The 16,265-nt window shown below is 39.2% G+C and carries 10 protein-coding genes and 1 pseudogene; 9 read left to right on the top strand and 2 right to left on the bottom strand.

Annotated features, from left to right (window positions below; genetic code table 11):
• Positions 1-2: 2 nt before the first annotated feature.
• The gene (locus tag BTA34_RS13565; RefSeq protein ID WP_072070058.1) at positions 3-731 is read right to left on the bottom strand and encodes a DUF1190 family protein; all 729 of its coding nucleotides are present in this window, start codon (positions 729-731) and stop codon (positions 3-5) included.
• 327 nt (positions 732-1,058) lie between these two features.
• Entirely contained in the window at positions 1,059-2,456 is a 1,398-nt protein-coding gene (tolC, locus tag BTA34_RS13560; RefSeq protein ID WP_151436019.1) for an outer membrane channel protein TolC, read from the bottom strand.
• 213 nt (positions 2,457-2,669) lie between these two features.
• Between tolC and nudF the strand changes: the two genes are divergently transcribed.
• The 9 genes and pseudogenes from nudF to pta all read left to right on the top strand — a co-directional run bounded on the left by nudF (position 2,670) and on the right by pta (position 16,221).
• On the top strand, positions 2,670-3,305 hold the full coding sequence (gene nudF, locus BTA34_RS13555; protein ID WP_151436018.1) for an ADP-ribose diphosphatase: 636 nt from the start codon (positions 2,670-2,672) through the stop codon (positions 3,303-3,305).
• Between the two features lie 226 nt (positions 3,306-3,531).
• Positions 3,532-4,371, top strand: a complete 840-nt coding sequence (gene cpdA, locus BTA34_RS13550) for a 3',5'-cyclic-AMP phosphodiesterase (protein ID WP_151436776.1) — start codon at positions 3,532-3,534, stop codon at positions 4,369-4,371.
• Between the two features lie 3 nt (positions 4,372-4,374).
• Positions 4,375-4,950, top strand: coding sequence for an esterase YqiA (yqiA, locus tag BTA34_RS13545; protein WP_151436017.1), 576 nt, complete (start codon positions 4,375-4,377; stop codon positions 4,948-4,950).
• Positions 4,951-5,074: 124 nt separating this feature from the next.
• Positions 5,075-6,970, top strand: coding sequence for a DNA topoisomerase IV subunit B (parE, locus tag BTA34_RS13540; protein ID WP_109373070.1), 1,896 nt, complete (start codon positions 5,075-5,077; stop codon positions 6,968-6,970).
• A 32-nt stretch (positions 6,971-7,002) separates the two neighbouring features.
• Positions 7,003-9,183 (top strand): annotated as a pseudogene (gene parC, locus BTA34_RS13535) (DNA topoisomerase IV subunit A); the annotation flags it as partial.
• Positions 9,184-9,234: 51 nt separating this feature from the next.
• Positions 9,235-9,960, top strand: coding sequence for a DNA gyrase C-terminal beta-propeller domain-containing protein (locus BTA34_RS18545; RefSeq protein WP_416202682.1), 726 nt, complete (start codon positions 9,235-9,237; stop codon positions 9,958-9,960).
• Between the two features lie 64 nt (positions 9,961-10,024).
• Entirely contained in the window at positions 10,025-10,774 is a 750-nt protein-coding gene (locus BTA34_RS13530; protein WP_151436015.1) for a 1-acylglycerol-3-phosphate O-acyltransferase, read from the top strand.
• A gap of 342 nt (positions 10,775-11,116) precedes the next feature.
• Entirely contained in the window at positions 11,117-12,538 is a 1,422-nt protein-coding gene (ftsP, locus tag BTA34_RS13525) for a cell division protein FtsP (protein ID WP_151436014.1), read from the top strand.
• 452 nt (positions 12,539-12,990) lie between these two features.
• Positions 12,991-16,221, top strand: coding sequence for an autotransporter Pta (pta, locus tag BTA34_RS13520; RefSeq protein ID WP_151436013.1), 3,231 nt, complete (start codon positions 12,991-12,993; stop codon positions 16,219-16,221).
• Positions 16,222-16,265: the final 44 nt, after the last annotated feature.

Raw genomic sequence — 16,265 nt, 5'->3', positions numbered from 1 at the left:
AATTAACCACCTGAACGATAAGAAGATGAACCGGTAGAGCTACGGTTATTATTTGTTGCACTGGTACGTTGAGCCGCAGCTTGTCTTGAAACCGTATTACCAAAGCCACCACGAGTTACTGTCGAGGTTGTTGATGGTTTTGGTGTCATGGCTGTTTTGGGTACATTCATTTGACGACCGCCCACTGCAGGACCATAGTTACGGCCTGTTGCGTCCACAAATTTACCATTTGCAGGGCTTGTTGGATTACGTGAACTAAACAGAGGTTGTGCTGGCGCACCGCCCCCCATTAAGCGACCCATCATATAACCCGCCATTAATGGCATAAAGAAGCTACCGCCAGAGTTAGCTTGGGCCATTTGTGAGCTGTCTGGGCTTAAATTATTGGCATTTTCAGTACTAACAGGCTGTCCATCAATAGATGCAGTTTGTGTACATTGTGCATCACCGAATTCAGCAACGCAGTCTTCTAACGTTGCATATTTGGGTGCTGTACGCTGTGCTTCTTGCAATGCTGTGCGATAAGAGTCCTCACACTGCGCAGCTTGTGAAGGATTTGCTTGAGCACATTCTTGTGCATTCATATACAGTGAAACTGTTTCATCGCTCTCTTCACATCCTGAAAGCGCGAATACAGCAGTGATGGCGATTGCAACAGGCGCCAGGCGATAAGGACGAAATGCTTTACGGAAAGCATCACGATTAATCGATTTGGTACGTTTCATTGGCATATTGTAAGATCCATAAAAGGTAAAACGTTCAAAATAAAAGCTAGGATAGGTTAAATAATCTAGAAAATAAATAAGAAACGCCTAATCATCAGGGATAACCAGAAATTTGTGATCTTTATAAGGTTAAGGGTAATGAAATTAGGTAAATCCTCTCTTTTTAGCTCAATTGTAATTAAGGTCTTTGTTAATACAAGAAGATAGATATTGCTGAGATCTTAATTTAAGCCATAACACAATATCTTATGTGGAGAGGAAGCATAAAAAAACCGCTTATCAGTTTATCGCTGAAAGCGGTTTTGTGTAAGTAACTAAATTCTTAATTCACGATCAAGGTGCAACGTTAAGTGCAGGGCTTGTTAATGGGCGAATAATGTTATCTGGTGAAGTCGAAACTTCTGCACCCAGTGCATTATTTAACTGAATTAAGTCATTTTCATTTAATGTGCCACGGGCATATTCAATATTTAATTGGTTAATTAAATAGTCATAACGCGCGTTGGATAATTTCTGTTTTGCATCATAAAGCGTTGTTGTGGCATTTAACACATCAACAATAGTACGAGTTCCCACTTGATAACCCGCTTCAGTTGCATCTAATGAACTTTGCGCAGAAACAACAACTTGTTGATACGCTTTAATGCTACTGATTGATGCAGAAATATTGTTATAAGAAGAACGTGCGATTTGGACAATAGAACGATAAACCGATTCTAATTGTTCGCTAGCACTTGTAAAACCATATTGTGCTTGTTCAACTTGTGAGCTTGTTTTGCCGCCAGTATACAGAGGGATACTAACAGATAGACCAATACTATTTTGACCACTGTAACTATTGCGACTATTACCCGCTGTTGCTGGTGGTAATGCGCTACCGTGACTATGGCTATTGGATACACCGGTTGATGCATTTAAATCTACGGTTGGTAAGTGACCTGATTGTGCTAAACGAATATTTTCGCGCGCTAAATCTTGACCTAAACGTGCACTTAATAAACTTAAGTTACGTTCTTCAGCATCTTTTAGCAGTTTTTCAATAGAGTCTGGTGAGGTTGTTGAAAAACGGCTGATGTTTAGTGATGCCAGATTAATGTAATAGATACCACTTACTTGGCGTAGTTTTTCTAATGCATTATCTAATTGATTTCGGCCAGCCACTTCTTGTGCTAATACGCTATCGTAATTTGCACGGGCATTTTGTACGTCAGTAATAGCCACTAAACCAACATTAAAACGTTGAGTTGTTTGATCTAACTGACGGTAAACTTGTTCTTTTTGCGCTTCAATAAATGATAATGAATCGATAGCACGCAAAACATCAAAGTAAGCAGTCGCGGTGTCTAAAATCAGCTTTTGTTGACTTGTTTGATAAGTCACATCGCTCATGCCAGCTGTTTTTTCTTGAATGTTTAATTGACGCCATAACGCCATGTTAAACACACTTTGAGTTAGCGTTAAACTTGCACCAATAGAATTGGATTCGGTGTTGTTATTATCGCGATAGCCGCTTTTATAATCTGCGGATGCGCCTAATCCTAATTGTGGTAATAACGAGCCACGAGCTTCATTAATTTTTTCAAGAGCTTGATTTCGTTCAGCTAATGACTTGCGTAACTCAGGGTTACTGTCCTTTGCTTTTTGATAAACTTGAAGCAGATCCTCAGCCTGACTTGCAGTGCTGAATCCTGCCAAACTCATCGTGACCAAAAGAGAGAGCAGTTTTTTCATTTTAATTCCTTGTTGCAACAGTTTCGCTGAGTTGCCTCTGTTAATCTTGATTGGGGATAATTCTAGCAGATTGTTTCCCTAAGTAGGGGTAGCCATTTGTGCCATATCCTTTTATTTTAGATTAACTTTACATGAATTGTTGGCAAATTTCTTTAAATCTGTATTAAACGTAAGCAATAAAAAGACTCTTAAATGTAACTTAAGGAACATTGTATGAAGAAAAGGGAAAATACACCATTTTTATATGGTCATGAAGATGTGAAATTGCTCAATCAAAGAGATTTATACAAAGGCTTTTTTCGCATGACTGAATATCGCTTTAAACATCGCCTTTTTGAAGGTGGATGGAGTGAAGAGGTTAAACGTGAGGTTTTTGAACGAGGCAATGCAGGTGTTTTGCTTGCTTACGATCCCAAACGTGATGAAGTGGTATTAATTGAGCAAATTCGTATTCCTGCGTATGAAACTAGCGAGACACCTTGGCTACTTGAAGTGATTGCGGGCATGGTCGAACAAGGAGAAAGCCCAGAAGATGTTGTTAGACGTGAAGCGCAAGAAGAAGCAGGGGTTATTGTTGGTCGATGTGAACCTATTGTGAGTTATCTTTCGAGCCCAGGCGGTACGAGCGAAAGAATGCATGTTTACGTCGGTGAAGTTGATGCAACAACCGCAAAAGGTATTCATGGGTTAGCGTGTGAGAATGAAGATATTCGTGTTCATGTTGTCAGCAGAGAACAAGCTTATCTTTGGGTTGAAGAAGGGGTTATTGACAATGCAGCATCTGTTATTGCGCTTCAATGGTTACAACTTCATCATATTGCATTAAGAAAACGTTGGTCGATAATTTAATACATAAATCAATCTTTAAAGGGTGTTTTTAGTAATATTATCAAGTAGAGTAACTATCTCTAAGTATACGATATCAAATGAAATAAATTGTAAAATGAAGTGAAAAAAACGTGATTGAAAGCGAGAATATTTCTCACTAATCTTTTGAAATGTGTATTGGTTGGCAGATCTTTACTACGAAAATACGTTAACATAACGGCTAATGAGAGTGAAACAAGGAAACCTTTTGGAAAGCCAGCTTGAATTATCGGTGAAACACAAAAACACCGTAAGAATATTACAAATCACAGACACCCACCTCTTTGCTAATGTGGAAGACACTCTGCTGGGTATCAATACCTACCGTAGCTACCATGCGGTATTAAATGCGATTAGAGAGCAAGGTCTTGATGTTGACTTGATTGTTGCGACAGGTGATTTAGTTCAAGATCAAACCTTTAAAGCTTATCAGCATTTTGCTGATGGCATTGCGACGCTAACACCGCCTTGTGTTTGGTTGCCGGGTAATCATGACTATCAACCTGCAATGATTGATGCTTTAAATCAGGCAGGAATTTTGTCAGCTAAACAAGTGTTGATTGGTGATAATTGGCAAATGTTGTTATTAGATAGCCAAATTCAAGGTGTTCCTCATGGTGAGTTATCAGATTGCCAGTTAGATTGGCTAACACGCTGTCTCGAAAGCCAAAAGCACAGAGATACAATTATCTTGTTGCATCATCATCCTATGCCTTCAGGGTGTACATGGTTAGATCAACATAGTTTAAGAAATTCTCAAGAATTGGCAGAACGTTTAAGAGATCACCCTCAAGTAAAAATGATGCTTTGTGGTCATATTCATCAAGAAATGGATGAAATGTGGAATGGTATTCGTTTGTTGGCGACGCCTTCTACGTGCATTCAGTTTCGCCCTCATTGTACGAATTTTACATTAGATACGGTTTCTCCGGGCTGGCGTTATTTGGAAATGTCACTTTCATCTGATGATAAGGGCAAAATTGAAACACAAGTTTACCGTTTAGCGGGGACTGAATTTTGTCCTGACCTTGATGCGGATGGCTATTAAGTTATGCCTCGTATTCTTTACTTGCATGGCTTTAATAGCTCACCTAAATCAGCAAAGGCACAGGCTTTTCGCCAATGGCTTGAAGCAACACATCCTGAAATTGAATTGTTAGTACCTCAATTGCCACCTTATCCTCAAGAAGCTGCTCAGCTAATTGAAGCTTTAGTTAAAGAGAGTGCTGATGACAAGCTTGGATTAATTGGCTCATCATTAGGTGGCTATTTATCTATTTGGCTATCTCAACGTTTTAATTTACCCGCTGTTGTTGTTAATCCTGCGATACGTCCTTTCGATCTTTTGCAAGATTTCTTGGGTGAGAATGAAAATCCTTATACACATCAAAAATATCAGCTAGAACCTCATCATATGGATGAGTTACTTGCTTTACGCATTCCCACAATCACCTCACCAGAACTTATTTGGTTGCTTCAACAAACTGGAGATGAAATACTTGATTATCGTCAAGCTGTCTCATATCTTGGCGCGTGTAGGCAAACCATAGAATCGGATGGAAACCATGCTTTTGTGGGTTTTGAACGTTTTTTTCCGAAAATTATTCAATTTTTAAAGATAATTTAGCCTTTCGGTCGATTAACCTGTAAAACGTAGGTTGATGTATCTAGCCGAAAATTAATATCATATTGCCGCCAACACCTGTTATTATAAACAGTATTTTTCTAACAGCGAACCGCAGATTAAAACAATGACTCAATCAAGTTATAACGCAAAGGATATTGAGGTTCTTAATGGTCTAGAGCCTGTACGTCGTCGTCCGGGGATGTATACAGATACAACAAGACCGAACCATTTGGCACAGGAAGTGATAGATAATAGCGTGGACGAGGCGCTTGCGGGACACGCATCAAAGGTCGATGTCATTTTATATGCAGACCAATCTATCGAAGTTATCGATAATGGGCGAGGAATGCCTGTCGATATTCACCCTGAACTTAACGTTTCTGCTATCGAGTTAATCCTTGCTCATCTCCATGCCGGAGGAAAATTCTCTAATAAAAACTATCAATTTTCTGGCGGGTTGCATGGTGTGGGGATCTCGGTTGTTAACGCCCTCTCAAAGCGTATTGAAGTAACTGTTCGTCGTGATGGTAAAATTTACCAAATTGCCTTTGAAAATGGCGATAAAGTTGAAGAGTTACATGAGATTGGCACCTGTGCAAAACGAGACACAGGTACGAGTGTGCATTTTTGGCCTGATGGCTCTTATTTTGATGTTCCTCGTTTTTCGTCTAAAAGCTTATCTCACGTATTAAAAGCCAAAGCAGTGCTGTGTCCGGGCGTGAATGTTTCTTTTGTAGATAAAGTAAACAATACCCAAGAAAATTGGTGCTACGCTGATGGTTTAACCGATTATTTAAGTGAAGCCGTTGCTGAATTTGTTCGCCTTCCTGAAGAGCCTTTTACAGGCAAATTTGAAGGTGATAATGAAGCCGTTGAATGGTCTATGTTATGGCTACCTGAAGGTGGCGATCTACTCACTGAAAGCTATGTTAACTTAATTCCGACGGTTCAAGGTGGTACACACGTAAATGGTTTACGCCAAGGTGTGTTAGATGCAATGCGTGAATTTTGTGAATTCCGTAACTTACTACCAAGAGGTCTTAAATTAACCGCTGATGATACATGGGAGCGTTGTGCTTATGTATTATCAGTAAAAATGCAAGATCCTCAATTTGCAGGGCAAACCAAAGAGCGACTCTCCTCAAGACAAACCAGCGCTTTTGTGGCAAATGCAGTAAAAAATGCGTTTAGCTTATGGCTAAATCAGAATGTTCAAGTTGGTGAATTACTGGCTGAAATGGCGATTAGCAGCGCTCAGCGTCGTATGCGCGCAGCTAAAAAAGTGGTAAGAAAAAAACTTACTTCAGGGCCAGCATTGCCGGGTAAATTAGCTGATTGTACTTCTCAAGACTTACGTTACACCGAACTGTTTTTGGTTGAAGGAGACTCTGCAGGAGGCTCTGCTAAACAAGCTCGAGATCGTGAATATCAAGCGATTATGCCTTTACGCGGTAAGATCTTAAATACATGGGAAGTCTCTTCAGATGAGGTACTTGCATCACAAGAGGTTCATGATATTTCGGTAGCCATTGGTATGGACCCTGATAGTGATGATTTAAGCCAACTGCGTTACGGTAAAGTGTGTATTCTTGCGGATGCGGACTCGGATGGTTTACATATCGCAACCTTATTGTGTGCTTTATTTGTGCGCCATTTTCCTGCTCTTGTTAAGGAAGGGCACGTTTATATGGCAATGCCACCACTTTACCGTATCGACTTAGGTAAAGAAGTTCATTATGCCCTTGATGAATCAGAAAAAAATGCCATTTTGCAACGTTTAAGCCGTAAAAAAGGAAAGCCTAACGTACAGCGCTTTAAAGGCTTGGGTGAAATGAACCCACTTCAACTGCGTGAAACCACGCTTGATCCGAATACGCGTCGTTTAGTGCAATTGGTGATTGATGATGAAAATTATCAAGAAACCCTAGGCATGATGGATATGTTGTTAGCGAAGAAACGCTCTGAAGATCGCCGAAATTGGTTACAAGAGAAAGGCGATGAAGTTGACATCGAAGTGTAATGGATACCACAAGAGTCTGAGGAAAAAATTGAATGAGTGAATTGACTCATGATGGTGTAGAGCGCCAACCGCTCCACTTATTTACAGAAAATGCCTATCTCAACTACTCCATGTACGTCATTATGGATCGTGCATTACCCTTTATTGGAGATGGGCTAAAACCCGTGCAACGTCGCATTGTTTATGCGATGTCAGAGCTTGGTTTAAGTAATAGCGCTAAATTTAAAAAATCAGCCCGTACTGTTGGTGACGTGCTAGGTAAATATCATCCACATGGTGATAGTGCATGTTATGAAGCAATGGTACTGATGGCTCAGCCGTTCTCTTACCGTTATCCGTTAATTGATGGACAAGGTAACTGGGGTGCGCCGGATGATCCAAAATCTTTCGCCGCGATGCGCTATACCGAATCACGCCTTTCTAAATATTCACAAACATTATTGAGTGAATTAGGACATGGTACGGTAGATTGGATCCCTAACTTTGACGGCACGATGCAAGAGCCGAAAATGTTGCCTGCACGCTTACCTAATATCGTGCTTAATGGCACAACTGGTATTGCGGTTGGGATGGCAACAGATATTCCACCGCACAATGCGCGTGAAATAGGACAAGCTTTAGTGATGCTTTTAGATAATCCTGATGCAGGGTTATCTGACGTGATGCAATATGTTCAAGGCCCTGATTATCCGACTGAAGCTGAAATTATTACCGCGCAAGACGATATCAAAAAGATTTATAAAACAGGACGTGGCTCTGTCAGAATGAGGGCTGTGTGGCAGAAAGAAGAAGGATGTGCGGTGATCACTGCATTGCCTCATCAAGTTTCTGGTGCCAAAGTACTTGAGCAAATTGCAGCATTGATGCGAGCAAAAAAACTGCCTTTAGTTGAAGATTTACGTGATGAATCTGATCATGAAAATCCTACTAGACTTGTTATTGTTCCTCGTAGTAATCGCGTTGATTTAGAACAAGTAATGTACTACTTGTTTGTGAATACTGATTTGGAGAAAAGTTATCGCGTTAACCTAAATATGATTGGGTTAGATAATCGTCCAGCAGTAAAAGGATTACTGACTATTTTAAACGAATGGTTAGTTTATCGTCGCCAAACAGTGACCAACCGCTTAAATCATCGTTTAGAGAAAGTTTTACGTCGCTTAGAAATTCTCAAAGGTTTATTAATTGCTTATCTCAATATTGATGAAGTGATTGAAATTATTCGTCATGAAGATGAGCCAAAAGCAGAATTAATGCGTCGCTTTGAGTTATCCGATATTCAAGCTGAAGCTATTTTAGAGTTACGTTTACGTCATTTAGCCAAACTTGAAGAGATGAAACTAAAAGGCGAAAGTGAAGAGCTTGAAAAAGAACGCGATAGCATTGAGAAATTGTTAAGTTCACCACGTCGTTTAAATACTTTACTGAAAAAAGAGATTGAAGCTGACGCGAAAGAATTTGGTGATGATCGACGCTCGCCGATTCGTCCTCAAGAAGAGGCGAAAGTGGTGAATGAGCAAGATATGTTGCCATCAGAGCCTGTCACCATTGTGTTGTCTGAAATGGGCTGGGTACGTAATGCAAAAGGGCATGATATTGATCCTAGTGGTATGAGTTATCGCGCAGGAGATAGTTATCACAGTGCAGTACGAGGCATGAGTAATCAGCCTGTTCTGTTCCTTGATTCCACAGGTCGAAGCTATACCTTAAGCCCCAATGATATGCCTTCAGGACGTAGCCAAGGCGAACCATTAACCGGTAAGTTAACTTTCCCACCTGAAGCCAGCGTAAAATACATGTTAGCGGGAAGTGCTGGGCAAGAATATTTACTGGCAACAAAAGAAGGTTATGGCTCGGTCCTCTCTTATGATGAGATGGAAACGAAGAATAAGACAGGTAAAGGGCTACTTACTGTTTCTGAAGAGACTGAATTATTAGCGCCGTTCTTAGTTGATCCTCAAAAGAAAAATGAGCAACACTGGTTTATTATCATCACTGACAAAACACGTATTTTAGCCATTTCAGCAGAACAACTGAATGAAATGAATAAAAAAGGGCGTGGTACACGTCTTGTTGCTTTAGGGAAAGAGCAAGGTGATGTGATTGAACAAATGCTGTTTGCACCTAAAGATGAAGCATTAATCTTTACTGTTGATGGTCAGCAAGAAGTGCTTAAAGCTGAAGAGATCAACTATTTTAGCGGTAATGCCGGTGATGAACCTATTCCGTTAAAACATCTACATCCTGAAGCGGTTACCGTCATTATGTCTGAAAAAGGGCTTATTCGTTGCCAAAAAGGACATAATATTGATGCTAAAACGGTAGGCTTTAAATCTGGTGATGATTATTTTGATGCCGTTGAAGGTATGAGTAATCAACCGGTACACTTAATTGATACCACAGGACAAAGTTATACCGTTGATGTTGATGCCTTACCTTCTGGTCGTAGCAAAGGCGATGCGCTAACTGAACGATTAAAAGTCCAGAAAGGTGCGCAATTACGTCATGTTGTTATGGGCGAAAACACCGATAAGATCTTAATGGCGTCTGATGCCGGTTATGGTTTTATCTGTCAGGTTGATGATTTAACTTCTAAAAATAAAGCAGGAAAATCACTACTGACTTTACCTGAAAATGCATTACCATTACCGCCACAACGCTTGAATAATGAACTAACTGATCTCATTATGATCATTACTAAAGGCGGTAGAATGCTGATTTTTGAAGCAGCAGAACTACCAACTATGGTAAAAGGAAAAGGAAATCAGATGGTTTCTATTCCTGCTTCACAAGCAGCAAGTGGTGAAGATAACGTCGCTTGGTTACGAGTATTACCTGAAAATGCCTCTGTTACTCTGCATTTTGGTAAACGTAAAATGACAATGTCGATGAATGAATTAGTTAGCTTTAAAGCAAAACGTGGACGTCGAGGAACTTCTTTACCTCGCGGCGCTCAAGTTATCGATCATATTGATATTGAAACAAATTAAATCTAATACTTAATTTATATTGAGTGGGTCTTTTGACCCACTTCTATTTAGGACGCTAAAACTTATGTTAGCCATTATTCGAGGCATTATTGTCATTCTTTACACCATTATTGTGGTGACGTTTGGAATGATTTATTGCATGTTTTCACCAAGAAATCCTAAACATGTAATGACTTACGGACGAGCATTTGGCAAGTTATCTACTGTTTTTGGCATTAAGCTTGTTGAACGTTTTCCAAAAGATGCAAAAAACTATGGCCCCAGTATTTATATTGGAAACCATCAAAACAATTTTGATATGGTGACGATGTCCAATGCGGTACAACCTAATACCGTAACAGTGGGTAAAAAAAGCTTAATTTTTATTCCTTTCTTTGGTCAATTGTATTGGATCACGGGTAATATTTTAATTGATAGAGCAAATCGCTCTAAAGCGCATGGCACTATTTCACAAGTAGCCGATCAAATTAAATCGAAGAAGATTTCTGTTTGGATGTTCCCTGAAGGAACTCGTAGTCGTGGTCGTGGTCTTTTACCATTTAAAACGGGTGCATTCCATGCGGCTATTCAAGCAGGGGTGCCTATTATTCCTGTTTGTGTTTCTACAACTCAAGGTAAAATTAAGCTAAATCGTTGGAATAATGGTTACGTTATTGTTGAAATGTTGCCTCCAATTGATGTTTCAAAATACGGCAAAGATCAAGTTCGAGAATTAGCAGAAGATTGTCGTCAAATTATGAAAGCGAAAATCGAAGAGCTAGATAAAGAAGTTGAAGAAATGAATAAGCGTGATTTTCCCGGTAAATTAAATTAATACTCATTTAGTTTCTTTGTTTGTATGAATATAAGCCTGATCTTCAGGCTTATATTGTTATACTTGTCATACTTCAAGGTGCAAGGTTATTGACTACGCTTATTCGCACTAGTTACATACTTATACATATTCCTAGCGACTCATTCACTTGTCGCCTAATTGCACTTTGAATTATTTAGAGTGCTGGTTATCAACTATTTTTAGGATTTATGTCATATCCGCGCTATTATGCTCCCGTAATTTCATTTAAGTCCTTTTGTCTTTAAATCACAGCAGCTTTTTTCCTGTCACAGTATTTTTGATTATGCGATAGGAATATTTGTATTTTGTTGCGGAGAAAGTATGTCATTTAGTCGTCGCCAGTTTATTCAGGCTTCAGGCTTAGCGGTATGTCTGGGCTCTATATCTTCTTCTGTTCGTGCTGAATCAGTTAATGATAAACAATTACCTATACCGCCATTGTTGGAATCTCGTCGTGGTCAGCCGTTGTTTTTGACATTGCAAAATGTGCATTGGGCATTTAATGGTACGCAAAAAGCGGAAGTTTGGGGGATCAATGGCTCCACTCCGGGACCGACAATCAAAGTCAAAAGTGGCGATGATATAAAACTTATTTATAGTAACCGCCTTAATGAAGCGGTATCAATGACAGTAAGCGGCTTATTAGTTCCGGGGACCCAAGTCGGCGGTGCGGCAAGATTAATGTCACCCGGTGCTTATTGGTCGCCAGTATTGCCTATTCGTCAGAAAGCAGCAACATGTTGGTATCACGCCAATACGCCCTTTAAAATGGCACCTCATGTTTATAATGGATTGGTGGGAATGTGGATTGTGGAAGATGAAGAGAGCAAATCCCTACCTTTACCAAAACATTATGGAGTGAATGACTTTCCGATCATTATTCAAGATAAGCGAATTGATAATTTTGGTACACCACAATACGACAAAGAAGCCGCTAGTGATGGTTTCTATGGCGATACATTGCTAGTCAATGGACGTGAAGATCCTTATATCGAAGTCTCTAGAGGTTGGATACGCTTACGTTTAGTCAATGCATCTAATGCTCGTCGTTATGAATTAACTGCAAATGATGGTCGTTCTCTTTACCTTATCGCTTCTGATCAGGGGTTATTAACGTCTCCCGTGGAGCTGAAATCAATTCCAATGGCTCCGGGTGAGCGACGTGAAATATTGGTTGATATGTCTGAAGGTGGTGAAGTCACCATTACCGCAGGGCAAAGTGCCGGCTTTATGGATAGGCTTCGAGGTATTTTTGAACCGTCTGATTTATTACGTAATGCCAATATACTAACCATTAAACCAACCGGATTAATGTCATTAGTGACAGACAAAGCACCCGCACAATTAGCGGTAGATGACACACAAATCACGACTTCTATTCAGCCTAGAACTATTCAACTGCATAACAGCCCTCCGGGAATAAATAATGCGCGTTGGGAGCTTTCAAGAATTGATTTAGTGGGTAAGCAAAATGGGTGGGAGCGTTGGCTTGTAACAGTGCCGACACCACAAGCATTTCATATTGAAGGCGCCCGTTTTAAAGTGATTAACCATAATGGTCAGAAACCAGCTCCAGCAGATTTTGGTTGGAAAGATACCGTTTGGATTGAGACTCAAAGTGAATTGCTGGTGGAATTAAAACAGCCTTCTTATTCGCATTTCCCTTTCTTATATTACAGTCAGTTATTAGAAAATGCAGATAAAGGTATGGTAGGGCAAATGGAAATCACACCTTCAGAATAAAACTAAGTAGTAACACCAAATTAAAAAGAAAACAGTATTTTTAAAATAAAGATACTGTTTTTTTTTATATTAAAAATAATGTGGATTATATTTTTTTAGGCTAAAGTTAAATAGAGAAAAATATTCTCAAAAAATTGTTAATTAATTTGATATTTTTGTTTATTTATTTAAGTTCTCTTTATTAAGTTGATTTAAATATTATTATCAATGAGGTTAATATTGAAGTAGGTTAATTTTGCTTGTTTGTAATATAACAATAAATGATCTAATCTTGTTTAATCTATCTATTAATTTGTGATTGTGTAGTCAATCTATCTATTTTTGTGGCATGAAATCATATTTTTGAGATGCCCTTCAAGTAATTATTTCTCTAGAAACTAGAGAATCTTCGCGTCTTTTATTTTTGATCCTTAATTAATGTTATTAAATTTTAATATAACTGAAGGTACAGAATGAACAAAGAAATAGCTTTAAGTCATCATCACAAAATGAATAAAAAAAATAAAATAAATAATAATATATTTCAACTTTCCATTGTTGCATCAGCACTTCTTTTTTCTGGATATTCCGTAGCATATTCAGAAGCTGGGCAATTAGGAGATACAAAAAGTTGGGAAAGCCAAGAATATCAAAAAGACTGGGGGCTTGCTGCGATGAATGCCTCTAGTGCTTATGCACTTGGTTTTCATGGGCAAGGTGCCAAAATCGGTGTAATGGACTCTGGTGCATTATTGTCACATCCAGAATTAAATGATGCGCGCTTCCATGCGGTAAAAGCCAAAGGTCAATATGGTTCAACAGGCATGCGTTACCCTCAAGAAATGGGGGGACATTATGAGAAAGGCCAAGCCTTTGATGTTGATGGTGGCTGGATCAAAGGTGTGAATGATACACATGGGACACACGTTACAGGAACCGTAGGTGCAAGTCGTGACGGTAATGGTATGCATGGGGTTGCATGGGGTGCAGATGTTTATTTAGGAAATACTGGCGCAACAGATAGCAATAACTATGGTCCTTATCAAGATTACACTTATTTCTATACTGGCTGGAAAGCGATGGTGGATGCTGGCGCTCAAGTGATTAATAACAGTTGGGGAACAAACCCTCGTATTATTAACACAGTTCCAACTACAGGGCCTGATGGCGGTAATACAACCGTACATATGCCTGTAGATACCACGGCACAAACAGAATACGAATATTTCTATTTTAAAAAAGTCTATGGTGATAAACCTTCTTTTGTTGATGCCGCTTATGACGCTGTAAAAGGCACTAATGTTGTTCAAGTCTTTACAACAGGTAACCGTGACTTTGCTCAACCTTATTATCGTCCTCTTTATCCTTATTTTAATCCTGAAGCTGAACAACATTGGATTGCTGTTGCGGGTCTTAAACAGAATGCGGATAAGTCGGGTTATGAATTAGAAAAAATCTTTAATGAAGCAGGAAATGCGAAATGGTGGACGGTTGTTGCACCGGGTCGTTACATTTATTCGTCAGTTGTTGATGAAGAGGGAAATGCAGGTTGGGATACCTTTAGCGGGACATCAATGGCTGCACCTCATGTTACTGGTGCGATGGGTGTATTGATGTCACGTTACGGATCTATGAATGCTATCCAAGTCCGTGATGTGATGTTCACAACGGCTAATCACCGTAATCCAGATGGCTCTTTATATGATAGCTGGACTGCGGCTGAAGGTACGCCAGATGTCCGTTATGGTTGGGGTACTCCTGATTTAGATAAAGGGATGTATGGTCCTGGTCAATTCTTAGGGAAGTTTGAATATAACTTAAGCATGACACCTATCGATGTTTGGACAAACGATATTTCACAAACCGCGCTAGATTTACGTAAACAAGAAGATCTCGCATGGTTGCAGGAATATACAGATAAAGGCATTGCTGCTGGTGGTGATTATGTTTTAGGAACTGATTTTGTTATCAACGATGGTAACCCAGATCCAACCTCACACATTGTCAGCAAAGAAGACGCTGAAAAATGGCGTAAAGAGTATTACCAAAAACGGGCTGATGCTATTCAAGCGAAAATTAACGCTGGGTTATATGATGGCGCTCTAGTTAAGAAAGGCGAAGGTACATTAGTGATGACTGGCGATAATACTTATCGTGGCGGTACAACAGTCGAACAAGGTACGTTATATGGCTTTACAGAATCGTTTGGCACAGAAGCGGTCAATGTGAATGGCGGTAAATTAAGTGTTATCGATCGTTATAACGACACTTTCACACAACAAGGTCAACTAGCATCAAATGAGAGTCATAAAGCCAATATTAATATCAACGATAAAGGGGCTTATTTAGTCACTGTAGGGCATGATGTTAATGTTGGTGATATGACCTTAAACAAAGGTGCAAGTTTAGATATTGGTGCTGATAGTGAAGGTCAATTAAAAGATATCTACCTTAATAACACGGTCGCAACAGGTACAGTTAATGCAGACAATTTAGTTGATAATCGAGTTAAAACTAAAATGTTAGCGAATAACGATATTGCTTCAAATAATGATTATGCATTATTTGATAAAAATGTCTCTGTAAAAGACAACACCATTACAGGTACATTAAGTAAGAAAGAAAATACCTCACTGGCAACTTTTGCAAATAATGAAAATGGCCGCTCTATTGCTAATGCGTTAGACAATACAGGCAGTGGTGATTTATTTAATGCAGTACTTCCTATGAATGAAAGAGATCTGAATAAGACCTACGGATCATTAGGCAGTGATATGTATTTAAATGCCAACAGTGCGAGTGTCGTCAATGTGTTAGGGTTAACGCGTACAGTGAAAGATCAAGCTATGGGTATTGGTCAAGGTCGCTATGCTAATTTGGATAACAGTAACGCACGTATTTGGATGACAGGCATTGGCCAATGGGGCAATACTGATTATGGTCACAGCAATATGGATGTTGATTTCTATGTTGGTTTATTAGGCGCAGAAATTGATGTGACCGAAAATACCAAAGCCGGTCTCTTCTTTGGTGCGGGTTCAACCAAATATAAAGGTAATGAACACGGTAAAATAGACAGCAACGATATTCATATTGGTGCTTACGGTTTGTCTAATCTGTATGACGTGGCTTCGTTAAACTATGGTTTCACACATACTAACCAAGATAGAGATGCTAAAAGAACACTTTGGGTAGGACAAAATGCAGGTTATAACTCTACAAGTTATGATGCAAAAATTACTCAAATTTTCTTAGAAGGTGCTTATACTCAATTCAATACTAATCAGTACGCTATTGAGCCATATGCTGGATTTAGCTGGTTGCGTGTATCAACTGACGATATCAATGAAAATGTCGGTAATATGAAATTTACCACTAAGACAGACTCACAAGATATTCAAGTGGGTACTATCGGTTTACGTGGAGGCTATCCATTTATGGCAGGCAATATAAATATGGCATTAAGAGGCGATATTTCTGCAAGCCATCTGTTTGGTGATAATCGTCCTGAATCACGTCTCTTCTTATCAAATTCTGGTGATGCAACATTACGCGGTGGTAAGCTGGATAATTTATTTGGTGTTGGCTTAGGTGTTGATGCGCAATTAAGTAAATCAACCACGTTCGGGCTGTCTTACCAAGGTCAATATAATAGTGATGTAAGCTCCAGTGGTATCAATGCAACACTAAAAATTAATTTCTAAATTTATTTTTTAATATTTAAAGCCCTTATTCATAAGGGCTTTTT

The organism is Proteus sp. CD3, assembly GCF_008808075.1.
Lineage (GTDB): Bacteria > Pseudomonadota > Gammaproteobacteria > Enterobacterales > Enterobacteriaceae > Proteus > Proteus appendicitidis.
This window is presented reverse-complemented; position numbering and strand designations above follow the sequence as displayed.